The organism is Acidaminobacter sp. QWL-03 (assembly GCF_058683855.1).
On record NZ_CM178752.1, the window covers coordinates 491,461 to 516,484 of the forward strand.

Below are 25,024 nucleotides of genomic sequence, written 5' to 3' on the forward strand. Positions count from 1 at the left end.
CCTTTTTATAAGTGAATTGGGCCGCCCGGTCGTATCCCGCCAGAGCCGGCTAGAGTATGGATATCTATGAATAATACAAAAAGCGTAATGGCTTAATAGGTCTATACCCCTATGCTGCCTTTTTTATAATATCATTTCATCCGAAAAACTTAAAGACCCGAACGAACAAAATTTTTTCGAATAATTGAATTATTTTATAAATTATTTTCATGGCATAAAAAAACCGCTCATAACAAGCGGTTTTTTTGAATAGACACAAAAGTAGATGTGTTTACCAATAAACGTGGATGAGCTCATCAATGTCCTCTTCCGTGCTGAACAAGCGGACCTCCTTGGATTTCAGTAGCGCGATCGCAACATCTGGCTTATTGACGCGGAAGATCATCAGTGCCTTGCGCGGCTTTGTGCCCACAAAGGCGTACATATACTCGATGTTGATGCCGCCTTCCTCCAGGATATCGAGAATTTTTGTGAGCCCCCCCGGCGTATCCTCCATTTCGACGACGAGTACTTCCGTCATCTTTGCCGCGAAGTTGTGGCTTCTGAGTATTGACATAGCCTCCTCAGGCTTGTCGACAATGACGCGCAGAACACCAAAATCAGAAGTATCCGCCAGCGTAAGCGCGCGCATATTGATTCCGGCTTCAGAAAGGACTTTAGTGGCGGCATTGAGCCTTCCCGGTGAGTTATCGAGAAAGACGGACAGTTGTTTGATCAGCATAAAAAATCCTCCTTCAGTCTTGGTTACAGTTTTCGGTTGTCAATGACGCGCTTGGCTTTGCCTTCACTGCGCGGCAGCGTTTTAGGTTCTACAAGTCTTACTTTGACTGAGATCCCCAGCAGGCTCTCGATTCTGGAACGGATACGACTCGCTGTTTCTTCCAGTGCGCGGACCTCGTCGAAAAGGAAGGTTTCAGAAACTTCAACGTGAACCTCAAGCTGGTCGAGCTGACCAATGCGGTCTACAATCAGCTGGTAGTGAGGCTGAACGTCACCCATTTGCAGCAGGACGTGCTCGATCTGGGAAGGGAAGACGTTAACGCCGCGAATGATCAGCATGTCATCCGTTCTGCCCTGGATGCGTCCGATTCTTCGAAGGGTTCTGCCGCAGGCGCAAGGCTCAGGAATAATGCGGGAAATGTCGCCGGTGCGGTAACGGATGATTGGAAGTGCTTCCTTGGTCAGTGATGTAAAGACCAGCTCACCGCTTTCCCCTTCGGGAAGCACGTCGCCTGTCACTGGATCAATAACCTCAACAATAAAATGATCCTCCATGACGTGAAGTCCTTTTTGCTCCAGGCATTCCACCGCGACACCCGGTCCGATGATTTCGCTTAGTCCATAGATATCCAAAGCTTTGATCTTTAACCTGGTTTCGATCTCGCGGCGCATATTTTCTGACCAAGGCTCAGCGCCGAAGATGCCAAACTTCAGTTTCAGCTCTTCAGGCTTTATACCCAGATCTTCAAGGGTTTCAGCAAGAAATAAAGCATAGGATGGTGTACAGGCCAGAATGGTGCTGCCATAATCCTTCATGATCATGACCTGACGATCAGTATTGCCGCCGCTGATTGGGATAATGGACGCGCCGATTTTCTCGCCGCCGTAATGGAAGCCAAGTCCGCCTGTGAAGAGGCCGTAACCGTAGGCATTCTGAATGACGTCGTGTCTGGTGGCGCCGCCGCTGGTGAGGGCTCTGGCCATGAGCTCCGACCAGGTGTTCAGGTCCCGGCGGGTGTAACCTACAACAGTTGGTTTGCCCGTCGTGCCGGAGGAGGAGTGGATCCGGACGACCTCGGAGAGGCTGACGGCAAACATGTCATAGGGATAGTTGTCTCGAAGATCCGTCTTATAGGTAAACGGCAGATTGGCAAGATCGCTCAGGCTTTGCACGTCCTCCGGGTCAATGCCGTGCTTCTGAAACAAACGGCGATAATGGGGCACGTTGTGGTAAGCTCTGGACAGCGTATCCTGCAGGCGCTCGAGCTGCAGCTGATCCTTATCCTCTTTGGTCATGCATTCCTTTGGCTCATTCCAGTACTTTGTCATGGGTTATTCCTCCTGTGTGCTTTTCTGATGGCTTATAAGATCTATAGACATGCTGACTTTACTCGTTTCGTGACAAAAAAATAAACCTTCTCCCTGCAATCAGAAACTTTGCAAAGGGACGAAAGGTTTTTCCGCGGTACCACCCCAATAGGCCAGAAGCCCACTTTTGAAAGACGGGAAGCATAAGCCTTCCTGGCTCAGATTCCGGATCCTCTGCCCTATAACGGGGGCAGCCGTTCAAGCCTACAGCGGGTGGGTTCAGCTTGAAAACTCAGGAGAGAACTTCGCCGCGCGGGATCCTGGGAACGCTTACAGTCTGGGACATTCCCTCCCTGAAAGGCCTTGGCACGATTACTTTTCTCCGTCAATGTCTGTTTGGATGACAATTCAAATTGGTCGCGAGTCGAACTGACTCATTGACGTGATTATAGGCTTGTCTCGCGGACGTGTCAAGCAAAATGCCAGAGAATTCAAAAAGATTTGAAATATTTTATAAAAAATAAAAAAATTGTAGAAAGCAAACTCTTTTTTAGAGGAAGAGGATTTTTAATCTGCGGCGTCGAATAGTGTTCATAGATTTACTTTGTGTACGAATTATTTGACCGAGAAATCGGGGTTGAGCGTGGTGGGGGCGGATGACCATCGGCAGAGAACTGTATTTAAGGCTTTTAAAGCGGATGCCGATGGTCATGCGTAACTAAGTCTTACAGAAAGTGAGTGGTTGGATGAAGCGGGGATATGACCATTTGATGGGATTTAATTTTATTGAAATCGCCAGAAAAATTCAGGTGGCGGTCAGCAAGCAGCTGGAGCCGCTGGGCATCACGTTTGCGCAGTACAGGGTGGTGTCAAGGCTCTGGGTTGAGGAGGAAATGACCCAGAAGGCGCTGGGGGACGTGCTGACGCTGTCCGCGGCGACGCTGACGCCAATGCTGCAGCTGATGGAGAAGAAGGGCTGGATTCAGCGCACCACGGATGAGCTGGATACGCGCTCGAAAAAGATTCGTCTGACGGAGGCTGGGGTGGAGATCAGGGAGCGGGCTTTTGAAGTTGTCATGGCTTATGAGCTTGAGGAGCTGAGGTTTCTGCCTGAGGAAGAGGCCGTGCTGATGCTGAAGTGGCTGAGGCTGATCAATGCACAATTGAAGAACGTTTAGTTAGGGCACGAATTTATTTTTGTAAAAAAACTTGATTTTATGGCGTTAAATGCTATTATATAGTTAGGGTACGAACTATAAATCAAAAGGGGTGCGATTAATGGGTGTCTACGATCAAGGTGTCAAACTTGCTTCTGAAATGGATGGCGTGGATCCTTTGAAAGGGATCCGTCAGGAGTTTTATCTGAATGATGAGGTCATTTATATGGATGGCAACTCACTTGGGCTTTTCCCAAAGGCAGCCGAGGCTTCACTGCTGAGAGTCCTTGAGGATTACAAGCGCATGGGGATTGATTGCTGGACTAAGACGAATCCGCAGCTGTTTCTCTATCAGGATCACCTTGGGGCACTGATGGCCGGTCTGGTGGGCGCTTCGCCGGAAGAAGTGACCATTATGTCAAATACGACGCTGAACCTGCATTCCATGATTGCGACGTTTTATAAACCATCGGCTGAGCGATATAAGATTTTGGTCGACGATTTGACCTTTCCGACAAGCCGGTACGCCATTGAGAGCCAGCTTAGGCTCAAGGGACTGTCGCCTGAAGAGGCGCTCAAGGAAGTGAAGAGCCTGGATGGCAGGACGCTGGATGAGGACATGCTGATTGAGGCCATGACAGAGGATGTGGCCATAGCGGTGTTTCCGTCAGTGCTGTACCGCAGCGGCCAGCTGCTGGATGTGGCGAGACTGACACAGGCAGCCCATGAGCGTGGCATCCTCATAGGCTTTGACTGCTGCCACGGCGTTGGTGCGGTCCCTCATGAGTTTTCAAAATGGGATGTGGACTTTGCGGTCTGGTGTACCTACAAATATCTGAATGGGGGACCGGGCTCGAACGCGGCGCTGTATTTGAACAAGCGGCATTTTGGCCTGCATCCGGGCCTCGCCGGGTGGCAGGGCTATGTCAAGGACAAGCAGTTTGATCTGCTCAATACGTTCGAACCGGTCAGAAATGCAGGAGGCTGGCAGTCCGGTACTCAGAATATTTTCAGCATGGCGCCGCTGGAAGGGTCTCTTGAGCTTTTCAACCGCGTTGGTGTGGAGAAAATTCGTGAAAAGTCACTGAAGCTGACAGATTACCTCATGGCATTAATTGATGACAAACTGACGGGATACGGGTTCAGTGTCGGCAATCCACGGGAGCCGCACCGCAGGGGAGGCCATGTGGCGCTGGAGCATCAGGACGCGGTACGGATCAATCAGGCATTAAAAGACAACGGGGTCATGCCGGACTTCAGGGCACCCAATGTGATCCGCCTCGCGCCTATCGCGCTGTACACCTCTTTTACGGAAGTCTTTCGGGTTGTTGAAACCCTCGTCAGGATTATGGATGAGAAACTGTATGAAAATTATTCGTCTAAGCGGGGGACGGTTGCTTAAAAGGAGAGTCGTTGAAAGGGTGTTGGGAATGTTGCCGAAAGCCTGGCAGGAGAGCGGTTGTAAGCTTAGCTGAAAAGGTGGTTGGCTGCGCCGCTGACTAAGGTCTTGAGTTTTTTTCATAAGGTTCAACAAATAATTTGATCTTTGTGTCCTTTTATGATGTAATATGAGATTGTAAGAGGTTTCACAGAAGGGGGTCGAATCGTTGAATGAAAAACTCAAACTGTATGGGTTTAACAATCTGACAAAGACGTTGAGCTTCAACATCTTTGATATTTGTTACACGCACAGCAGGGATGACCAAAAAAAATACATCGATTATATCGATGAACAATACAACGCCAGACGTTTGACAAAAATTTTGACAGAGGTCACTGAAATGATTGGGGCCTGCATTCTGAATATCGCGAAGCAGGACTATGATCCGGAAGGGGCCAGTGTCACTATTCTGATTTCGGAAACGCCGGTCCGGGTCAGTGAGCTCGACGCGTCCTGCAATTTGGGACAGCTGGTGTATAAGGATTCTGTCGTCGGCCACCTGGACAAGAGTCATATTACCGTCCATACCTATCCGGAAAGTCATCCCCAGGATGGCATCTCGACTTTTCGCGTAGATATTGATGTCTCGACCTGCGGGGAAATTTCACCGCTGAAGGCGCTCAATTATCTGATTGAGTCCTTTGACTCAGACATCATCAATCTGGACTACCGGGTTCGCGGCTTTACCAGAGACACTAACGGTCAGAAGTTTTACATCGATCACAAGATTACCTCTATTCAGGATTATATCTCACCGGATGTTTTGGATCGATATAATGCCATAGACACCAACGTCTATCAGGAAAATATCTTCCACACAAAGATGCTGCTCAGGAAGTTTGATCTGGACAACTATCTTTTTTCGACAGAAAAACTGGATCTGAGCCCTGAAGAGCGCCGTTTGGTGACAAAGCGCCTGCGATATGAAATGGAAGAGATTTATTACAGAAAGAATTATCTGTAGAAGTTAGACTCACGTGAGTGAATCAGCCCCTTGGAATGAGCGGAACGCTTTTTTCCAGGGGGCTTTTTGTTTGTGTTGAAATTTCTAAAAGGCGTGCACCTCGCTACGCCATAAACCCCTCTGCGCGAGATTTATGGCTGCGCTTCGGTCACGCCCTTGCTTCGCTCGGTTATAGCTGCGCCCTATACAAAGAAAAATGAGCTCGAGTTTCAGAGAGCAAGCTCTCTTCAATCGAGCTCATTTTTCTTTGTGCACGTCTGTTAGCCTATCTTACAAGTTTGGGGACGCGGACGGTAATATAAACCGCTTTCAAAATGTCTTGAACTGCTGGCCTCAAAAGGGTACGATAGGGAAGGAGCATCACCGCACCTCATTCGAAGAGACTTAAAGGAGTGTGAAGCGTCATGGACGCTGGACCGAGTAGAATGCCGAAAACAAAATATCAAATGGCAATTCTGCGCAGGGCATTTCCAGGCGGTTGTTGACGCTGATCTTCTATTGGATCATCGCGCTTGACCTCGGCCTTGGTTTTATCAAGCGCAGGACGCCGAGAAGGAGCGAAAGCGATGATTCAAATTTTTAAGACCATCGGCGAAAAGCTTGAAACGGTCGAGATGAACGGGGACGGCTGCTGGATCCACATGACGGCCCCCACAGAGCAGGAACTGCAGGACATCTGCAGAAATTTTCCGGACATGGACCCGACGCACCTGAGGGCAGCGCTGGACGAAGAGGAACGGGCGAGAATTGAGATTGAACCGGGCTCTACGCTGATTCTGGTGGACGTACCTATGATCGAGCCGTCGGAGAACAACAAATACTATAATACACTGCCGCTGGGCATTATTCTGGCTGGGGATTCGATTATCACCGTATGTACGCAGGATGTGCCGCTGATCAAGGATTTCGCGGGCGGGAGCATTCGCAGTTTTTACACGTTTAAGAAAACGCGTTTTATTCTTCAAGTTTTGTATAAAAATGCATCCTATTATCTGATGTTCCTGAAGCAGATTGACCGAAGGAGCAGCCAGATTGAGCGGGAGCTGCACAAGTCCATGAAGAACAAGGAGCTGATCCAGCTTCTTGAGCTGGAAAAGAGCCTGGTGTACTTTTCAACGTCCCTCAGGGCAAACGAGGTCGTGCTGGAACGGATGCTGAGGCTGGACGCCATCAAGAAGTATCCTGAGGACGAGGATCTTCTTGAGGATGTCATTATCGAGAATAAGCAGGCCATTGAAATGGCGACCATCTACAGCAATATTTTGAGCGGGACCATGGACGCCTTCGCGTCGGTGATCTCGAACAATCTCAATATTGTCATGAAGCTGTTGACGTCGATCACCATCGTCATGGCTATTCCGACCATGATTGCGAGCTTTTTTGGCATGAACGTACCGGTGCCGCTTGCGGGTAATCCCTGGGCGTTTTTGGTGATTATTATGATGACTATAGGCCTCGCGGTGCTGTCAACTTTTGTGATGTGGAAGAAGAAACTTTTTTGAATAGAAACCCGGGTGTGAGCGAAAAGTTCAGCTACCGATCTGTGAAAGGCGATATAAAAAAGCCGCTGAGGCTTCGAATCCCAAAAGGATGCGAGGGGGCAGCGGCTTTCTGTTTACTTATGAAATCATAAGAAGCTTGAGATTGTTGCAGGGCTTAGGGTCCGGGGCCTTGGCCACAAGCGGTTAGAGCATCAAAACGTCAGCGGCGAAGCCCATTCTGGCCTGCAGGACAGATTTAAGATGTTTGCGCTCTTCAGTCAACACTATTTTAATTTCGTCCGGCGCGACGTCTGGATAGAGTCGCATGAGTTCGCTGACGAAAATCAGACCGTCTCGTTCAATTTTCTCAGCGATAGTCAGCGCATCATCCTTGGCGTATTTGCCGCGCACCTTGGCGACGGTGTCCTCTGCGTCTTCAAACATATTATTCTGGATCAGGGCATTCATGTACTCGGCATCTTCTTCGTCCAGTTCGAGAGTGCCTTCATTCGGGAGCTTGTCCATAAGCGCGGCATAAATCTTTTCATGGCGGAGTTCTTCCTTTGCCATGCGCTCAAACAAACTGCAGCCTTTGCCTTCTTTCATTTCGGAGGCTAGGGTTTTGTAGAACTCGGCAACTTTGGCCTCATTAAGGACGAGAGTTTTAAAAAGACGTTTACCATCAAATCTAACTGCCACATGAACCATCCTTTCAAATAATTTTGGAAAATTTGGGACTTTAGGTGTAAGATAGAAGAAGGGTTGCCGCCTGTGGCCTCACTTGAGGGACACTCTCAGAGCACCGAAGCCAAAGGGTTGACGTTCGTGGGTGCGCGGCATTTCGATTCCTTGTTACCCGCTTTACAAAGTTGTAAGCTTATATTGTCATTTTTTGGTGAGGATTCAAGAGCTGCTGCTTACTGTCTCAGGACGAGAAAGCACATTACGGCAACTGTGACTTAAGTCGTGGTTGTTTCAAAGGTTAGGTGAATTTTAGATGCAAAAAGTGATGGAACTGAACCTCGAACGCGGCATGCCGGAGGTGACAACAGCCGTCCGGAGACTCAAGGATGGCCTCATGACCGCGAGGCGTCAGGGCGCGAAGTCGGTGGTCGTCATTCACGGCTACGGATCCAGCGGCGTGGGCGGCGCCATCCGAGGTGCGGTTCAAAAGACCTTGGACGAGGATCAAATGCGGGGCCTGGTGCGCTTTTGGTTTGGCGGAAGTGCCTGGTCATGGAAGAAGAAAGAAGCATTGGCTGTGTGCAAGGATTTGGAGAAGTATGAGCGAAGGATTTACGGCAATGAAGGTGTAACCGTGGTCATTTTGAAATAAGGTCTCTGCTTTAGGTCTTTAGGAGTGATTTCAATGAATATTCAAAGAAAGGCAGATTTAGCCCTAATTATGGTGGTCATGTTCTGGGGGACCTCTAATTTATTGACTAAGGTCGGCCTCGGGGATTTAAGCGAATTTAATCTGATTGCCCTGCGTTTTGTCACAGCGTTTGGGCTGACGGCTGTGATCTTTCGAAAGCGTTTGGCTGCAGTGGATCTTAGAACGATAAAGCGTGCGGCTATGCTGTCGGTTGTCCTGTTTTTGGTCTATATTTTCGCGACGTTTGGGGTAAGATATACGACTGTCTCAAATGCTGGATTTTTAACCTGTCTGGCAGGGATTATTGTTCCCATGATCAACTATGTGGTCTTCAGGATCAAGCTGGATAAAATGACAGTCGTAAGTATTGTGATGGCTCTCGCGGGCGTCTGGATGCTGATCGCGGGCACATCGATCACCTTTAATTTGGGCGACATTTTGTGCATCCTGTGCTCCGTGGCGTTCGCGGCTCATATCCTGGTCACGGAACGGTTCACGAAAGAAGTGGACTCTGTGGCCCTTGGCGTGATTCAACTGGGATTCGTTGGCGTTTACGCGGTGGTCTTCAGTTTTATGCTTGAGACTCCAACCCTTCCGGTGTCTGTTTCGAATTGGATGGTCGTCCTGGGACTCAGTGTCTTTTCGACAGCGATTGCCTTTGTCACCCAGACTGTCGCACAGAAGTACACCACAGCGACTCACACGGGATTGATTTTCACTTTTGAGCCATTGTTTTCGGTACTCATTGCTTATATTTTTCTTGGTGAAATACTATCCATCAGGGGTTATGCCGGGGCAGCACTGATGCTGGCCAGCCTGATGCTGATAGAATTAAAGCCTGACTATAGAAAGGTGGTATCCTGATGATCCCGTGGACCATGATTTTTGCGGTGGATCTCGACTGGAATATTGGCTATGACGGCGATATGTTGTTCAAAATTCACGCTGACCTCAGACGTTTCCGCCGGATGACGGAGTCGAATCTGATCATCATGGGGCGTAAGACTTTCGAGTCTCTGCCGGAGCAGCGACCGCTGCCCAACCGTATCAATATTGTGGTCACCCGGGACCGGACTTACCGGCGGGAGGGTGTGACGGTGATACATGAGCTCGATGCGCTCAAGTCCTTGGTGGATGGGTTAGTGGCGGACAGTGGCGGCAATCTGAGGCCATTTCTGATTGGCGGCGGGGAACTGGCCAGGCAGTGTCTGCCGTGGTGCGGCCATGCGCTCATTACCAAGGTGTTTCGCCGCTTTGACGCGGATACCCTGATACCCAATTTGGATGAGGATCCGAACTGGACACCGGTGTGGACGTCGAGACGGTACAGCCAGGAGGATCTGGTCTATCAGTATGTGAATTATGAGCGGATTTCAGATATCTAAGTTTTTTGGAAGGCTTAACAGTGTTTGTGAAGGGGGCGCCGCGTCGTGGCTGAGGATAAGTTTAATGGTCAGGATTTAATAGTACCCGGGGGGGTCTATCGCCATTTCAAGGGGAATTTTTATAAAGTGTTGGAGGTCGCGAGGCATTCAGAAAACGGTTTGCCGATGGTCATCTATCAAGCACTTTACGGCGACTATGGCCTCTGGGTCCGCCCGGTCGAGATGTTCCTTGAAGACATCGAACGCGATGGTGCACGCGTGCGGCGATTTGAACTGTGTCAGGATGGCATTGACGGATCCAGCAGTTTAGGCGGATCGGAAAGCGTGTTTGGAATGGGTGGTTTGGCCGGAGCTGAAAAACAAGTTGAAGGTATTTTAGACCAGGATCCATGCATTCAAATGCTGCGGGATCCGTCAGAAACGCTGGAGCCTGCGCCGGATCTGCATCAGTTGATCTTGGAGTTGGATGGGCAGCGGCGCTTTGGAGTCATGTTTTCTGCGGGCGGTTGGGGTGGGCCTAGGCCGACACTACTGCTGCTTCATGGATTCCCGGGTAACGAGCGAAACTTTGATCTGGCCCATGCCATCAGACGGTTGGGATGGAATGTCATGATCTTCCATTACCGGGGCACCTGGGGCAGTGACGGGGTGTTTACGTTTGAGAATGCGCTTGAGGACGTACGGGTCGCCCTTGCTTATCTTCGCTCTGATGCAGCGATTCAGGCGTTTGGGGTGGATCCGGCGAATCTGTTTATTGGAGGCAACAGCTTTGGGGGATTTGCGGCGATCCTGGCAGCTCAGGAGGATTCCGGGATTAAGGGTTGCATAGCCCTGTCGGTTTACGATTTGGGGAGAATGGGTGCGTTAATTCGAGAGGATGCGGTGGCGGAAGGCGAGATGAAGTCGATGTTTGCGGCTTGCGTGATCCCGACCAACGGCGGCTCTGTGGAGGCACTGACTCAGGAAGTGCTCGATCACCAAACGGACTGGGATATCAGCGGAAAGGCTGGGCGGCTTAAGAACCGGCCGGTGCTGCTGATGGCGGGTTCCCGGGATGTGGACGGGCCGCCGGCGGTGCACTACGAGCCTTTAAAGACAGCGCTGGAGGTTTCAGGTGTATTGCTGGAAGCGCATTTGCTGGATAGCGATCATGGCTTCCAGAATAGACGGATTGAGGTCGCTTGCAGTATGGGGCGGTTTCTTGAGAGGTGGAAGAACGCATAAACGCGAAAGGAAGAAACTGGCTGGATTTGGTGATGATAGGATGGCGCGGGGCGCCACCTGATCACCATTGCTTCCGCCTGGTTTCTTCCTTTTTATTTTTGTGTTGTTTTCCGGGCAAAGAGGTGGTATGCTACATTCATTGACAACCTACCCCGCAGGGGAGGGGCGAAAACTATTTGGAGGGATCCTTACATATGATTTCCAAGCTGACGCAGCACAGAAAAACGATTCAACTTGTCTTTGGCCTTGCAACCTACCTGGCGATCTTTGCGATGCAGATCAGTCTTTGGATCGTGCTTGGCGCGGCGGTGCTTCTAGGGGCGGTTTTTGGGAAAACCTTCTGCAAATGGATGTGCCCAATGGGATTCATCATGGAAAAAATGACCTCGAAACTAAGTGAGGGCGACTCCAAACGTCAAATGTACAATTATTACAAACTTGGATGTCCAATTTCCTGGGTGCAGGGGCTGATGAACAAAATGAGCTTGTACAAAATCAGGGTTCAGCCTGAGACCTGCAGTTCTTGCGGCTTATGTGACAAGGCTTGTTACATCACGAGCTTGAATACTAAGTTCAGCTTTTTTAAGAAGGCGAAGAAGACGCCGGCTACGGCTTTTAACTGTTCGAAATGCTTGAAGTGTGTAGAAGTTTGCCCGACGGGAAGCATTCAGATTAAGATCTGATTGGGAAGTTGAATGCGGGAATGAAGTGAACATAAAACGGTGACAGGGACAAAGTTCGACTTTGTCCCTGTCACCGTTTCTGTTTTGGTGCCTGTCACCAAGTTCATTTTGGTGCCAGAGCTTTGTCAATAAATTGTAATACTTCCCTCGGATTCAAGGGTGTTTTTATCGAAAGCGCGAATGCGGCCGTCCTGAACATAGTAGAGAGTGTCGCCAATGTAGCAGAGGCGGCGAACCCATGAATAGTAGTACATGTTGTCAGGGGAGGACAGCGCAGGCAGGCTTTCGATTTGGCCTTTGACATCGAAGCCGTCCTGGGCGTCGTAGGTCATGACCACTGCGCCGTTGAAATAATCCACTCTGGTCTTGTCTGGGCTGTCTTGATCTGAAATGGTACCATCAAAAGCAAACATTTGGTTTTTCAGATCGAACATAATCGCCTTGTGGTTGTAGAGCATCTCAGCATAGCTGCCGGAACCGCCGAGTGTCAGCGTTTGGATTTCTTTAGGCTTACCCATGTCGGAGACATCAAAGAGTGAGAATTTGATACCAGCGGTGCGGGTGCCTATGACGATTTCTTCGCCGTTTTGATCTCGCGTGTAGATGTCCTGAGTACCCTGGCCAATGCCAAGGATCAAGTCTTCTTCAACCGGGTGGAGATAGTTGGAGAAGCCTGGAACCTTAAGTTCCCCGGTAATTCTAGGCGCTTTTGGATTAGACAGGTCGAGGACGAAGAGCGGGTCAATCTGTCTGAAAGTGACCACATAGCCCTTGTCGCCCATGAATCTTGCGGAGTAGATGGTTTCACCCGGCGCCATGTTTTCGACGGCGCCAACGACATTGAGCTGATCGTCAAGGACATAAACAGCATTGGTGGTTTCCATAGCCCAGCGCGTCGTCGCTAAGCGCAGGTACCCGTTGTGTTCATCCATGGAAAACTGGTTGAGCAGTGTGCCTTTAACTTTTCCGCCGCCAGCGAAGCCAATCTTGAGTTCGTCTATGCTGAACTTGGAAAGGCTGGTGGTGGAGCCGGACATGTCGCTGTAATCCTGGCGCGCTATATACAGCGCCTGATCGTTCATATAAATCTGGGTGCCGCTTCCGAGAATAGCTTCGACGGTGGAAGGGGTGTCTTCATCGCGAATGTCTATTGCAGCCACCATCAGATATTCCGGTGTCGTGTTGCCCGGATAGTACATCACCTGGTTGATGCTGAGCGGTTTGTAAGCGTCGCTCTTCACGGTGTCTCTAAGGACTGGGAGGACATCCTCCATGATATAGTAGTAGTTATATTTGTTGACGGCAAGATAAACGGTGTCGTCTTTTTTGCGGCTGGAGAGCAGATTGCCTTCGAGTTCAAATTCCTTCAGGAGATCCGCTTTGCCTGTGTCGCTGATGGTATAGACACCCGTGTAAACGAAACTCTTGCTGTAGTAAGGCGGCATTATGCCAATTTTGGCATCGCCGTCAATAGCAGGCATTGGGGAAGGCTCTGTCACTGCGCCGGACTCCATCAATGGAAGATCCACAGGTCGGACTTGCGGGAGGCTCCTTGAACCCAAAATCACAAGACGGCCACTGTCGATATAAAGCTCGGAAATGTGAATGCCCTGGCCATATTTGTCATCTATTGGCATGCGAATGGTATCGGTGAGCGTCATGTTGCTGCCATCAGCGCGGACTATGCTGACGACATTGCCGGAGGCGACATAGATGAATTTGCCGTCGGTTTTTACAACGTCAGCCTCTTCAATGCCTTCGACCTGCTCGTTGGTGCTGGAGAAGTCCCTGTCACCGCCGGAGGCCGAATCCTCTGCAGGAGCGGATGGGGCTGGGGCTTCAGCTGGGGATTCCGCTGCGGGAGCGGCAGTCTCAGGAATCGCTTCCTTCAGACCGCCGCTGTAGCCATACTGGTTTATGCTGCTGGAAAGCAGTGTCTTTAGCTGCCAGAGTGAGGATACTTTAACCGCTTGGCCAATTTTGGCGCGGATGCTTTCCCTCAGCGTCTGATTTGCCGCCAGATTGACGAGTTTGTCACCAATGAGTACCACGTTGTTGTCATAGCTGACTGATTTGCCGAGAACATCTTCACAGATGACTCTCAGAGGCAGCATAGAACGGTTTTCGATCACGAGGGTCTCAGTGTCGAAGGTGACACGTTTAGCCGGCTGACCGGCCAAGATCAGGTCGTAATAGTTTTTGTTGAAGTAGAAGACGAACATTTTGCCGCCATATTCGATCACGGCTGCTTGTTTAGGCGCGTCGTAGCTGACTTTAGCTCCAAAGTGCTCCGCCACAGCCCGTGCCGGGACCAGTGTTCTGTCCTTGTGAACTATGGCAGCCACATTTGGATTATCCGGATCCAGAGGACTGACGACGCCGTTTGAGAGTGTCAGCGGGCTGCCTATATAGAGCGCAATCGACCCGTCACCGGCGGCCGTTTCTGCCATAGCCGGCACTGCGGCGGTTAAAGCCAGCACGACTAGCATCAAAATGGATAGCATTTTTTTCACTTGGCTCACATCCTTTGATGGTTTAATGGAGTGATAAACTGCTTAGTTGGACATTGTTCCACGACTCTCTACATTATTACCCTTATTACTTCCGTTGATGACAGCCTATCTTTAGAGACTGCAAACTGAAAGTTACATCCCAAGCGGCAAGATCACCTCTTCCGGAGCCTCAGTCTGTGAAACAGGCTGTTCAGCAGCTGCCTCGAAAACTCTGATTCGTCCATCCGCCAGAATCTCATAAGCCTCAGAAGTATAGCTCATGACTTTGTCTATTCCGCCCGAGAAAGCATCGCGGCTCACATCCTGGGTGAGATGAAATATCGTCCCGTCAAAGCTAACATCCATAAGAATGGGGTCGCCTTCAATGGTAAACGCCACAAAGCGCATGAAGGTCGGTTCTCCTTTTTCCAGGGTGCTCTTAAATTTTTCGTAGGCTTCTGTATTCGTCAACTCACCATGGAGATTGACGACGTCGCCGCGTTCCACAGCGGTTTCAAAGGGGTAGTCCTCCGGTACTTCTGCCAGAGGCACAAAACCATTTGTGGTTGAGGAAGGCTCTATGGTTCCGGTGGGCTCTGTCTTTTCTCCGGCGCATCCGTTGATCAGGACCATCACGAGGATTAGCAGCGCAAGTCCTGTCAGTGTCATGAAAAATTTTGATCTTGTCATTCTACTCACCTCCGTGGGTCTATCTGCCTGTGGATCTGGCGTTCAATGATTTAGACGAAACCAGGTGCTGAGTGGTTCCATAATATGAGGTTCACCTTTTGGCGTCTGATAAGAAATATGCTGTTATACTGACGTGCACCTCGCTGCGCTATAAACCACGCTGCGCGAGATTTATGGCTGCGCTTCGGTCACGGGCTGCGCCCTATACAAAGAATGGTGAGCCTATGCTTTAGAGAGCAAGCTCTCTTCTGTATAGGCTCACCATTCTTTGTGCACGTCTGTTAGCCTTCGCGGACGGTAATGGAATTGTAATATAGCGACCATCGGCAAATGTCTTGAAAAGGGTGTCTAAAGGTCTACATGAGGCATCGATATTAAATCAAACGTAGATTTAAAAGACAACTTGTGTTAAAGTGTGTATAATCTTTATACACTTAACTTGAAGAGATCTGGGCAGTTCAGGCCCTATCAGGAGGAACTTATGAAATCATTTAAAGAACTTGGCATCTCAGAAGCCATAATCACAGGGCTGTCGAAAGCCGGAATAGTCATTCCTACGGAGATTCAGAGCGCAGTGATTCCCACTGGCCTGGCCCGTCAGGACGTCATTGCCCAGTCTACTACCGGCTCTGGCAAGACCCTGGCTTATCTGCTGCCTATATTCGAAACTATCGACGTGACTTCCAAAGCACTGCAGGCCGTCGTACTCAGTCCCACCCACGAGCTCAGCGTCCAGATTGCCAATGAAGTCAAGAAACTCGCCCAAAACTCGGGGATAGCCCTTCAGTGCCAGGTGCTGATTGGAGAAACCAGCCTGAAGCGACAGGTGGAAGCCTTGAAGACCAAGCCGCAGATCGTGGTGGGCTCGCCGGGGCGAATGACTGAGCTGATTGCCATGAAAAAGCTCAAAATGCACGAGGTGAAAACGATTGTTCTCGACGAGGCAGACCGGCTGATGGACGACACCAAGCTGGCAGACTGTCGCGCCGTGATCAAGACAACCCTGCGTGACCGCCAGCTCATGGCGTTTTCCGCCTCAATAACCCCACAAGCTGAAGCCGTGCTGTCAGAGATGATGAAAACGCCGCAGATCATTCGTCTTGAAGGGACCATAGTCAATCCGAACATTACGCACCTTTATGTGGAATGCGAGCTCAGGGATAAAGCTGACGCTGTCAGAAAGATCGCCAGCGCGCTGAAGCCGGAGAAAATTTTGGTGTTCCTCAATAAGAATGACCATATTCAGAATATGGAAAAATTCCTGATTCATCACAAGGTCAGCGCCAAGGCCATTTATGGCGCGTCTGAGCGACAGGATCGAAAGGACGCTATGGAAGGCTTCCGGTCGGGCCGCTACCAGGTGCTGATTGCGTCTGACCTCGCGGCGCGGGGTCTGGACATAGCCGGGCTCAATGTCGTCGTTAGTGCGGATGTGCCAAAGAAAACCGAGGAGTACGTCCACCGCGTCGGCCGCACCGCCCGCTATGCCAATGAGGGCTATGCCATTGTTCTGGCGACTTCCCAGGACCTGTCCTTTCTGAAGACCCTGGAAGAGGACCTTTCCGTCACCTTCCACGAAAAAATACTGAGATATGGCAGGATTGAAGATCCACGGTAACTGAAAAAATTCAATGACGCTTCATAATCAGGAGGTAAAAGCGCCTGGCGCCATTTACCTCCTGGCACGATTCTTCGCACTTAAGGAGGCTTTCAGTCATGGCAGTCTATGCCAAAGCAGATCCTGAAATGCTGCTCTTCGCGTTTCAGAAAATACTTGACTCGATTTCAGACGGCGTTGTCATGAGTGATGCCGACGGTCGTCTGATTGTCTATAATCACGCCCAGGAAAAGCTGGAGGAACTTCATGGTGAGGACATCATTGGAAAACCCCTCTGGGAAGCCTATGGATACGATCCTGACAAAGAGTCAGAGCACCGCAAAGTCCTGACCAGCGGCAAGGCGATTGAAAACCGCTACGAAGCCCATGCCGTCAACAACGGCATCCCAAAATATGTGTCTTACAGCACCTATCCCGTGATTCGCAACGGAGAATCCATCGGCGTTTTTTCAATTAGTAAAAATGAGACCAAGCTGCATTCTCTTCTGGAAGAGGCCATCGAACTCAAGCGCCGCTTTCTGAGCCTGGACCCTGAGCTTCAGGAGCCAGTGGAGGATGCGGGCAATGGCACGCGGTACAATTTTACCAATCTCATAGGTGAGAGCGAGACCACCCGGCAGCTCATCAAGGAAGCGCAGAAGATCGCCTGGCTTGACAACAATGTCTTGATTGTCGGAGAAACCGGCACCGGCAAAGAAGTGTTTGCCCAGAGCATCCACAACCACGGGAAAAAGCACAAGGAGCCCTTCATTGGCATCAACTGTGCCGCGATCCCGGAAAATCTTCTGGAGGGCATTCTATTCGGCACGGTCAAAGGCGCCTACACCGGGGCAATGGACCGCAGCGGGCTCTTCGAGGACGCCAGGGGCGGAACCCTCTTTCTGGATGAGCTCAATTCAATGCCTGTGTCCATGCAGACCAAGCTGCTGCGGGTTTTACAGGAACGCAAGGTCAACCGGGTAGGCGGATCGGATTTTGTTCCTGTCAAATGCCGCGTCGTCTGTGCCATGAACGAGGACCCTTTGAAATTGATCAGCGAAGGCAAGCTGAGGCAAGACCTTTACTACAGGATAGGGGGCCTGAGCCTTTACATTTCACCGCTCAGGGAACGACCGGAGGATGTCCGGTGTCTGACCCGCTTCTTCATTCAGAAGTACAATCACATGCTCAATACCCATGTGGAGCAGCTTTCCGAAGTTCTCGAGCGGGCATTTGAAAACTATGAATGGCCGGGCAACGTCCGGGAACTGGAACATGTCATAGAAAACCTGATGGTCCATAACGATGAGCAAAACCGGGTGCTGGAGGGGATACATCTGCCCTCTTACCTGAAGGCTTCGCTCAAAATTGACCCCAAGGCGGAGCGGCCAAAGCCGATCAAACGGGAAGGGCTCAATGACCGCATGGATCATTTCGAGCGGGAAATTATTTTGGAAGCGCTTAGCCGCAACAGCTACAACATATCCTCAACCTCCCGGGAGCTTGGGATCATCCGCCAGAGTCTTCTTTACAAAATGAAGCGGCTGGGGATTGAGAAGGTGACTGACTAGTGTTTGTGAAGTTTTTATACAGGGTGTAAAATATTATACAGTTCGAGTTCAAGGCGTTAAGACAGCACGTGTATGAAATTTATACACACTGCTGTTTTTTCTTTTTTTGCTTTGGACACTTAGACTCTTATCTAAAAAAATATTTCCAGCATTTGCAACGCTTTCAAAGATTTTTGCCGATGGTTCCCTAACTTGGCACGTCACTTGCGTATATAGATTGGCATGAAACAAGAACCCATTAAACACCCAATAAAAGGAGGAACCATCAGTGGCAAACGCAGAAATTCTTTACTCGGTTAAGGCGCAGCGCGGAGATACACTTCGCTGCAAAGGCTGGAAGCAAGAAACCATCCTCAGAATGCTCGAAAACAATATGGAGAATGCAGAAATTCCTGAGCTTCTCGTCATTTACGGCGGAAACGGCAAATGCGCCCGTAACTGGGAGTCCTATCATGCGATCGTTCAGTCTCTCAAAGAACTGGAGGATAATGAAACTTTAGTCGTTCAGTCCGGCATGCCGGTGGCGATCTTTAAAACGCACAAGCTCGCACCGCGCGTCGTCATGGCGACCACCAATATCATGAAAGCGACCTGGGAGACTTTCTATGACCTTCAGGACAAAAACCTCACCATGTTTGCCAACTATACGGCGGCACCTTGGGAATACATCGGCACACAAGGGGTTATTCAGGGGACCTTCGAGACCCTGTCTGCCATTGCAATCAAGCGATTCGACAATGACCTTTCCGGAAGAATTTATCTGACAGCCGGTGCGGGCGGCATGGGCGGCAACCAAAGCTGGGCCATGAAGATGCACGGCGGCGTCGCGATCATCGTCGACGCGGACGAGCGTGTCATTCAGCGCAGAATTGACAAGAACTACATGGACATGATGGTGCATTCCTTTGATGAAGCGAGAAAAATCGCAGAAGAGCACGCTGCGGCCAAGAAGCCGTTATCCATTGGTGTCGTGGGCAACGCGGCTGAGATTTTCTGGGAGGCTTATGAAAAGGGCTTCCAGCCGGATATTGTCAGCGAAATGTGTCCGTGCCATGATCCTATTTCCTATATCCCGGCTGGTTATACGGGTGAGCAGGCGGATGAGTATCGTGCCCGCGACAGAAAGGCTTACCTGGCGGATGCCCGTGAGTCCATGCAGAAGCAGCTGCGCGCCATGATCGCCTTCTCCAAGAAAGGCGTTGAGGTCTTTGAGTATGGCACGAGCATCCGCAAGGAGTGTATGGACGCAGGCATGACGCCTGAGGAAGCGAAACAGATTCCTGGCTTTGTCTCTGAGTACATTCGCCCGCTCTTCTGCGAAGGCCGCGGTCCTTTCCGATGGATCTGCACCTCCGGAGAAGCCTCCGACCTCGCTCGTCTCGACGACCTTGCCCTTGAAATCTGCGCCGGCGATCCGCTTGTAGAGCGCTGGATCAAGCTTGCCAGAAAGAATCTGCCTATTGAGGCACTCCCTGCAAGAATCTGCTACATGGGCTTCGGTCAGCGTAAGCGCTTTGGCCTCGCGGTTAACGACCTCATCAAGAAAGGCGAAGTCAAGGGTCCTGTGGCATTCTCCAGAGACAACCTCGACTCCGGATCCATTGTCAACCCAACCTTTGAGTCTGAAAATATGTTGGACGGCGGCGATCTGATCTCCGACTGGCCATACCTGAACGGCCTCCTCAACTGCGCAGCGGGCTGCGATCTGATCGCCATCCAGGCGAACTATTCCATGGGTGAAGCGGTTCACACCGGCGTCACCATGATCGCGGACGGCACAGAAGAGGCAGATCTTCGCCTTGAGGCATCCCTGACAGTCGACTCGGGCATAGGCGTCATTCGTCACGCGCAGGCGGGCTATCAGGCAGCTAAAGACGTTTGCAACGGCAAAGGCAAGCTGACTACCGACAGCATTAAAGTGCCGCTCTGGTGGGAGCCGGCTGACAAGGTGACCTTTGGTCCTACTGGAATGCCGCCGAGATAGCAGAAGAAACTCGGTGTATGGATGAAACTCGGTGTCTGACACCGAGTTTCACACCGAGCCATTAAGAGTGTATAAAATATATACAACTATGTAAGAAATTTTACACCTAATTTCACTATTTTCTAGAGATGAAATGTATAAAAATTAGACACCTTCACTATTATCAAAAAACACCCATACTATAGAATCCACTAATTCCAATAGTTACAGAGAAATTTCAAAATTTTCGGTCAGTTGGCACACGACTTGCTTATATAAACAGTGAGCAACAACTCACACTTTCATGATTATAAGGAGGACGTTAAAGTGGCAAACGCAGAGATTCTTTATTCGGTAAAGGCACAGCGCGGTGACACATTACGCTGCAAAGGCTGGAAGCAGGAAACCATACTCAGAATGCTCGAAAACAATATGGAAAACGCCGAAATCCCTGAGCTTCTCGTCATCTACGGCGGCAATGGCAAATGCGCCCGCAACTGGGAATCCTATCACGCGATCGTCAAGTCCCTTAAGGAGCTTGAGGACAACGAGACCCTCGTCATTCAGTCCGGTATGCCTGTGGCGATCTTTAAGACCCACAAGCTGGCACCTCGCGTTGTCATGGCGACCACCAACATCATGAAGGCAACCTGGGAAGTCTTCTATGACCTTCAAGACAAGAATCTTACCATGTTCGCTCAATACACTGCTGCGCCTTGGGAATATATTGGCACACAAGGCGTCATTCAGGGCACTTTTGAGACGCTTTCCGCCATTGCAATTAAACGCTTTGACAACGATCTTGGCGGAAAAATCTACTTGACAGCCGGCGCAGGCGGCATGGGTGGAAATCAGAGCTGGGCAATGAAAATGCATGGCGGCGTCGCGATCATCGTCGACGCGGACGAGCGTGTCCTCAAACGCAGAATTGAAAAGAATTATTTGGACCAATATGTTTATTCCTTTGATGAAGCAAGAAAAATTGCAGAAGAGCATGCCGCAGCCAAGAAACCGCTTTCAATCGGTATCGTAGGCAACGCTGCGGATATCTATTGGGAAGCTTACGAAAAGGGCTTCCAACCAGACATAGTCAGCGAAATGTGCCCTTGCCATGACCCTATTTCTTATATTCCATCCGGTTATACAGGCGAGCAAGCTGATGAATACCGTGCCCGCGACAGAAAAGCTTACCTTGAAGACGCTCGCGCCACTATGATCCGTCAGCTTCGAGCTATGATCGCATTTTCCAAGAAAGGTGCTGAAGTCTTCGAGTACGGCACCAGCATCCGCAAAGAGTGTATGGACGCAGGCATGCCGCCTGAAGAGGCAAAGCAGATCCTAGGATTTGTCGCTGCCTACATTCGTCCGCTCTTCTGCGAAGGCCGCGGACCATTTCGCTGGACTTGCATCTCCGGTGAAGCCTCCGACCTCGCCCGACTCGACGATCTCGCTCTTGAAATCTGCGCCGGCGATCCGCTCGTAGAGCGCTGGATCAAGCTTGCCAGAAAGCACCTCCCAATTGAGGCACTTCCAGCGAGAATCTGCTACATGGGCTTCGGACAGCGTAAGGCGTTTGGCCTTGCTGTCAACGACCTCATTAAAAAGGGCGAAATCAAGGGTCCGGTGGCGTTCTCCCGCGACAATCTCGACTCCGGCTCTATAGTGAACCCAACCTTTGAATCCGAGAACATGAAAGACGGCGGTGACCTGATCTCCGACTGGCCATACCTGAATGGCCTCCTCAATTGCGCTGCAGGCTGCGACCTGATCGCCATCCAGGCGAACTACTCCATGGGTGAAGCGGTTCACACCGGCGTCACCATGATCGCAGACGGCACAGAAGAGGCGGATCTCAGACTTGAAGCATCTCTGACTGTTGACTCCGGCATAGGCGTTATCCGCCACGCGCAAGCTGGCTACGAGACTGCAAAAGATGTCGCCAACGGTAAGGGCAAACTGACCAAAGACAGCATCAAAGTACCGCTCTGGTGGGAGCCTGCGGACAAAGTTACCTTTGGCCCAACAGGTATGCCTCCAAGATAGTCAAAACTCGCAAATACCAAAATGATAGGCTGATTTCAGCGGTTCATTGACCACGACCGGCGATGTGCGACGCATCGCCGGTTTCTTTGATTAAACAAAGTCACACGTAAAAAAAGGATGGTTTCACATGAACATTCCGGTTGAATCCCCTAAAAAGGCCACCCTCATTCTGAAGGACGCAGCACAGCTGCTGACCTGCGCCGGCAGCAATCCAAGTCGCCTTGAAGTCATTGCCGATGGTTGGGTCGTCATCACAGGCGACCGCATTGCAGGTGTAGGACGAGGGGCGAAAGCGCTCGAAGCTTTCAGACATACCAGCGGCCTTGACTTCAGCAACCTTTTAGAAGTTTCACTTGCAGGAAAAGTTCTGGCGCCGGGGTTTGTCGACTGCCACACCCATTTGGTGTTTGGCGGCTCCCGCGTCGATGAATATGTGGCCAAACTACCAAGGGGTGACGCTGAGTCCTTGAAGAAACGCGGCATCCCAACAGGACTTGCAGCCTCCATGGCTATGACCAGAGAGGCGACAGAAGAAGCCCTTGTTGAGAGCGCCGGACTCAGACTCAAAAACCTCATGGCGTCAGGGATAACGACAGCTGAAATCAAAAGCGGTTACGGCTTCACCGCCGCCCATGAGCTCAAGCAGCTCAGAGTCATTCAGAAATTGAAAGCACTGCAGCCCGTTGATCTTCACGCGACATTTCTTGGCGCTCACGGCTGGCCGCATGACATGAAAAAAGAGGACTACATGGATATTCTGCTTTCGGAGATGATTCCGGAAGTAGGCCGCTACGGCCTAGCCACAGCCTGTGATGTCTGGTGTGATGACGGTTACTACACCGCCGCGGAGTCTGAGAAAATCCTCTCAAGGGCGCTGGATTTCGGGATGAAGCCAAAAATCCATACGGATGCCTACTCTTTGATTGGCGGATCAGAGCTTGCTATTGAGATGGGCATGCTTTCTGCGGATCACTTAAATTACACGACCTATGACATTATGGAAAAAATGGCGGCGGCCGGGATCCCCGGCGTCTTGCTTCCGGGGACGGACTTCAACGTCCAACATCCTGTCCTTACTCAGCCGGGTCTGATGCTGAAGGCAGGTATGACGCTCGCCCTTGCGACAAACCTTAATCCCGGGAATTATGTGGAATCCATGGCGTGGATTCTGGTCCTCGCCTGCAGACGCCATGGCATGACACCGGAGGAAGCGATTCGGGCAGCGACCATCGGCGGGGCACTGGCACTTGGACTGCAGGAGGACAGGGGCAGCATTGAAGTGGGCAAACGCGCGGACCTTCAGGTCTGGAGCACGGATCGGTACGAAAACATCATCTACCGTCAGGGGACCAACCTCGTGGAGACGGTGATCAAAAACGGGCAGCCGATAGTCGGTCGATTAGCTGCAGAAAGGTGAGAAATAATGAATCAAAACGAGACATTCAATTATAAAGCACTGGATTTAATCCTGGATACCCAGGACGTTACGGTAGGTGGCGGATCCGCGTCAGCAATTTCGGCAGCCATGGCAGCCGGACTGATTGGCATGGTGGCCAGGCTGTCGACGAAAAAGGATTACGGACTTAGCGCAGAGGCGCACCTGGAAGTGGCGGAGCGCTGTGACGTCCTGGCGCCCGGGCTGATGCAGGGATCGCTGGACGACATGGCGGCCTTTGCCATGATCAAGGCGGCCTTCGGTCTGCCAAAAGAAACAGATGACGAAAAGCAGGCCAGGGCGAAAGCCATTAATGATGCTGCGGTTCAGGCGGCGCTGACGCCTTATGAAAACGCGAAAAAAGCCCTTGAAGTACTTGAACTTGGAAGAAAGATCAAGAATGTCTCGAACCCGGCGGCGGGTTCAGATCTTCTGATTGGCCTGCAGCTCTCTGAGATTGGCGTGAAAGGGTGCATCATGAACATGGAAGCCAACATGCCCCTCATCAAAGATGCCGGGCAGATCGAAGCCCTCAAGAACTATATTATTCATTTAAACAGCAGATTATAATAATGAGATCCGGGAGGTAATACAAGTGAAAGTGTTATTGGCAGAAGTCAATGTCAGCGAAGGCAGAAATTTAGGATGGATAGAAGAAATGAAATCCGTGCTGATGGAAGGCGCAGTGCTCCGTCTTCTTGAGGTCAACTCAGATAAGGATCACAACAGGACCGTCTTCACCTACAGCGGGGAGCCTGAGGAAGTGCTGGAAGGGACTAAACGTCTCGCAGCGAAAGCGATCGAGTTGATCGATATGACAAAGCATACTGGCGCGCACCCTAGAATGGGCGCGGTAGATGTCGTCCCCTTTATTCCGGCGAGGGATGTCACTCAAGAGGAGGCCCTTGAAGTCGCACGTGCTTTTGGCGCTTTCCTGGGAAGCCTCGGCGTACCGGTCTACTACTATGAAGAGGCAGCGACCAAACCTGAGCGCAAGAGTCTGGTCGACATCCGGCGCGGTGAGTATGAATCCTTCCCTGAGAAAATGACCAAGGAAGCGTGGCGGCCGGATGAAGGTCCGTTTGAGTTTGTACCAAAGAGCGGTGCGACTGTGACGGGCGTCAGGTTCCCTCTGGTGGCCTTTAACGTCAACCTCAGAACGGATGATTTGGCGGCGGCCAAGCAGATCGTCAAAGCAGTACGTGCGGCGACAGGCGGCTATCAGAATGTCAGAGCGATTGCGCTTGAGATTCCGGATAAGAAAATGGTTCAAATCTCCATGAACCTGACACAGTATCAAAAGACGCCTATTCACCGTGTATTTGAGACTATTAAATCGGAGACGGAGAGCAGAGGGATCCTGATTGCGGATACCGAGCTTGTAGGTCCGGTTCCGGTGATGGCCCTGGAGGACATGATGAAGTTCTATCTCAGATGCTACAGCTTTAATATGGAGCAGCTTTATTAGAATCCGTTGATGCAGCTCTCTTTAAAA

General features: G+C 50.7%; 21 protein-coding genes and 1 other annotated feature. Of the genes, 16 read left to right on the forward strand and 5 right to left on the reverse strand.

Features of this window, described 5'->3' with window-relative positions; translation table 11 throughout:
- Positions 1-271 precede the first annotated feature (271 nt).
- Entirely contained in the window at positions 272-721 is a 450-nt protein-coding gene (locus tag AC4PHM_RS02145) for a hypothetical protein (RefSeq protein WP_492019260.1), read from the reverse strand.
- Positions 722-744: 23 nt separating this feature from the next.
- Positions 745-2,049: a phenylacetate--CoA ligase family protein gene (locus AC4PHM_RS02150; RefSeq protein WP_492019261.1), complete on the reverse strand. Its 1,305-nt coding sequence runs from the start codon at positions 2,047-2,049 to the stop codon at positions 745-747.
- Between the two features lie 111 nt (positions 2,050-2,160).
- Positions 2,161-2,426, reverse strand: a binding site (T-box leader).
- 348 nt (positions 2,427-2,774) lie between these two features.
- On the opposite strand from AC4PHM_RS02150, the gene AC4PHM_RS02155 reads away from it, so the two are divergent.
- The 4 genes from AC4PHM_RS02155 (at position 2,775) to AC4PHM_RS02170 (ending at position 7,092) form a co-directional block, all read left to right on the forward strand.
- Positions 2,775-3,206 (forward strand): MarR family winged helix-turn-helix transcriptional regulator, encoded by a 432-nt coding sequence (locus AC4PHM_RS02155; RefSeq protein ID WP_492019262.1) that lies wholly within the window; start codon positions 2,775-2,777, stop codon positions 3,204-3,206.
- A gap of 100 nt (positions 3,207-3,306) precedes the next feature.
- Complete coding sequence (gene kynU / locus AC4PHM_RS02160; protein ID WP_492019263.1) at positions 3,307-4,587, forward strand: kynureninase; 1,281 nt, start codon at positions 3,307-3,309, stop codon at positions 4,585-4,587.
- Between the two features lie 205 nt (positions 4,588-4,792).
- Positions 4,793-5,590, forward strand: a complete 798-nt coding sequence (speD, locus tag AC4PHM_RS02165) for an adenosylmethionine decarboxylase (RefSeq protein WP_291400674.1) — start codon at positions 4,793-4,795, stop codon at positions 5,588-5,590.
- Positions 5,591-6,156: 566 nt separating this feature from the next.
- A complete protein-coding gene (locus tag AC4PHM_RS02170) occupies positions 6,157-7,092 on the forward strand; it encodes a magnesium transporter CorA family protein (protein WP_492019264.1) in 936 nt (311 codons plus the stop codon).
- Positions 7,093-7,275: 183 nt separating this feature from the next.
- On the opposite strand, the gene AC4PHM_RS02175 is transcribed toward AC4PHM_RS02170, so the two are convergent.
- A complete protein-coding gene (locus tag AC4PHM_RS02175; protein ID WP_492019265.1) occupies positions 7,276-7,770 on the reverse strand; it encodes a ferritin family protein in 495 nt (164 codons plus the stop codon).
- Positions 7,771-8,068: 298 nt separating this feature from the next.
- Between AC4PHM_RS02175 and AC4PHM_RS02180 the strand changes: the two genes are divergently transcribed.
- From AC4PHM_RS02180 to AC4PHM_RS02200, 5 genes are all read left to right on the forward strand, one after another.
- The gene (locus AC4PHM_RS02180) at positions 8,069-8,407 is read left to right on the forward strand and encodes a Smr/MutS family protein (RefSeq protein WP_492019266.1); all 339 of its coding nucleotides are present in this window, start codon (positions 8,069-8,071) and stop codon (positions 8,405-8,407) included.
- Between the two features lie 33 nt (positions 8,408-8,440).
- Entirely contained in the window at positions 8,441-9,310 is an 870-nt protein-coding gene (locus tag AC4PHM_RS02185; protein ID WP_492019267.1) for a DMT family transporter, read from the forward strand.
- Complete coding sequence (locus AC4PHM_RS02190) at positions 9,310-9,831, forward strand: dihydrofolate reductase (RefSeq protein WP_492019268.1); 522 nt, start codon at positions 9,310-9,312, stop codon at positions 9,829-9,831. The genes AC4PHM_RS02185 and AC4PHM_RS02190 overlap by 1 nt, the downstream gene beginning before the upstream one ends.
- A 45-nt stretch (positions 9,832-9,876) precedes the next feature.
- Positions 9,877-11,055 carry an alpha/beta fold hydrolase gene (locus AC4PHM_RS02195; protein ID WP_492019269.1) on the forward strand — a complete coding sequence of 393 codons (1,179 nt, stop codon included), beginning with the start codon at positions 9,877-9,879 and terminating at the stop codon, positions 11,053-11,055.
- Between the two features lie 194 nt (positions 11,056-11,249).
- Positions 11,250-11,738 (forward strand): 4Fe-4S binding protein, encoded by a 489-nt coding sequence (locus AC4PHM_RS02200; protein ID WP_492019270.1) that lies wholly within the window; start codon positions 11,250-11,252, stop codon positions 11,736-11,738.
- A gap of 125 nt (positions 11,739-11,863) precedes the next feature.
- Here AC4PHM_RS02200 and AC4PHM_RS02205 read toward each other — a convergent pair whose 3' ends face one another.
- Together AC4PHM_RS02205 and AC4PHM_RS02210 are read right to left on the reverse strand one after the other, a co-directional pair.
- A complete protein-coding gene (locus AC4PHM_RS02205) occupies positions 11,864-14,242 on the reverse strand; it encodes a beta-propeller domain-containing protein (protein WP_492020444.1) in 2,379 nt (792 codons plus the stop codon).
- A gap of 141 nt (positions 14,243-14,383) precedes the next feature.
- A complete protein-coding gene (locus AC4PHM_RS02210) occupies positions 14,384-14,920 on the reverse strand; it encodes a DUF4362 domain-containing protein (RefSeq protein WP_492019271.1) in 537 nt (178 codons plus the stop codon).
- 415 nt (positions 14,921-15,335) lie between these two features.
- On the opposite strand from AC4PHM_RS02210, the gene AC4PHM_RS02215 reads away from it, so the two are divergent.
- The 7 genes from AC4PHM_RS02215 to ftcD all read left to right on the forward strand — a co-directional run bounded on the left by AC4PHM_RS02215 (position 15,336) and on the right by ftcD (position 24,997).
- Complete coding sequence (locus tag AC4PHM_RS02215; protein ID WP_492019272.1) at positions 15,336-16,538, forward strand: DEAD/DEAH box helicase; 1,203 nt, start codon at positions 15,336-15,338, stop codon at positions 16,536-16,538.
- Between the two features lie 98 nt (positions 16,539-16,636).
- Positions 16,637-18,088 carry a sigma-54 interaction domain-containing protein gene (locus AC4PHM_RS02220; protein ID WP_492019273.1) on the forward strand — a complete coding sequence of 484 codons (1,452 nt, stop codon included), beginning with the start codon at positions 16,637-16,639 and terminating at the stop codon, positions 18,086-18,088.
- 268 nt (positions 18,089-18,356) lie between these two features.
- On the forward strand, positions 18,357-20,072 hold the full coding sequence (locus AC4PHM_RS02225) for an N-tau-methylurocanate hydratase (RefSeq protein ID WP_492019274.1): 1,716 nt from the start codon (positions 18,357-18,359) through the stop codon (positions 20,070-20,072).
- Between the two features lie 306 nt (positions 20,073-20,378).
- Positions 20,379-22,094 (forward strand): N-tau-methylurocanate hydratase, encoded by a 1,716-nt coding sequence (locus AC4PHM_RS02230; protein WP_492019275.1) that lies wholly within the window; start codon positions 20,379-20,381, stop codon positions 22,092-22,094.
- Positions 22,095-22,221: 127 nt separating this feature from the next.
- Positions 22,222-23,511: an imidazolonepropionase gene (gene hutI / locus AC4PHM_RS02235; protein ID WP_492019276.1), complete on the forward strand. Its 1,290-nt coding sequence runs from the start codon at positions 22,222-22,224 to the stop codon at positions 23,509-23,511.
- 6 nt (positions 23,512-23,517) lie between these two features.
- Positions 23,518-24,099, forward strand: coding sequence for a cyclodeaminase/cyclohydrolase family protein (locus AC4PHM_RS02240; protein ID WP_492019277.1), 582 nt, complete (start codon positions 23,518-23,520; stop codon positions 24,097-24,099).
- Between the two features lie 25 nt (positions 24,100-24,124).
- The gene (gene ftcD, locus AC4PHM_RS02245; RefSeq protein ID WP_492019278.1) at positions 24,125-24,997 is read left to right on the forward strand and encodes a glutamate formimidoyltransferase; all 873 of its coding nucleotides are present in this window, start codon (positions 24,125-24,127) and stop codon (positions 24,995-24,997) included.
- Positions 24,998-25,024: the final 27 nt, after the last annotated feature.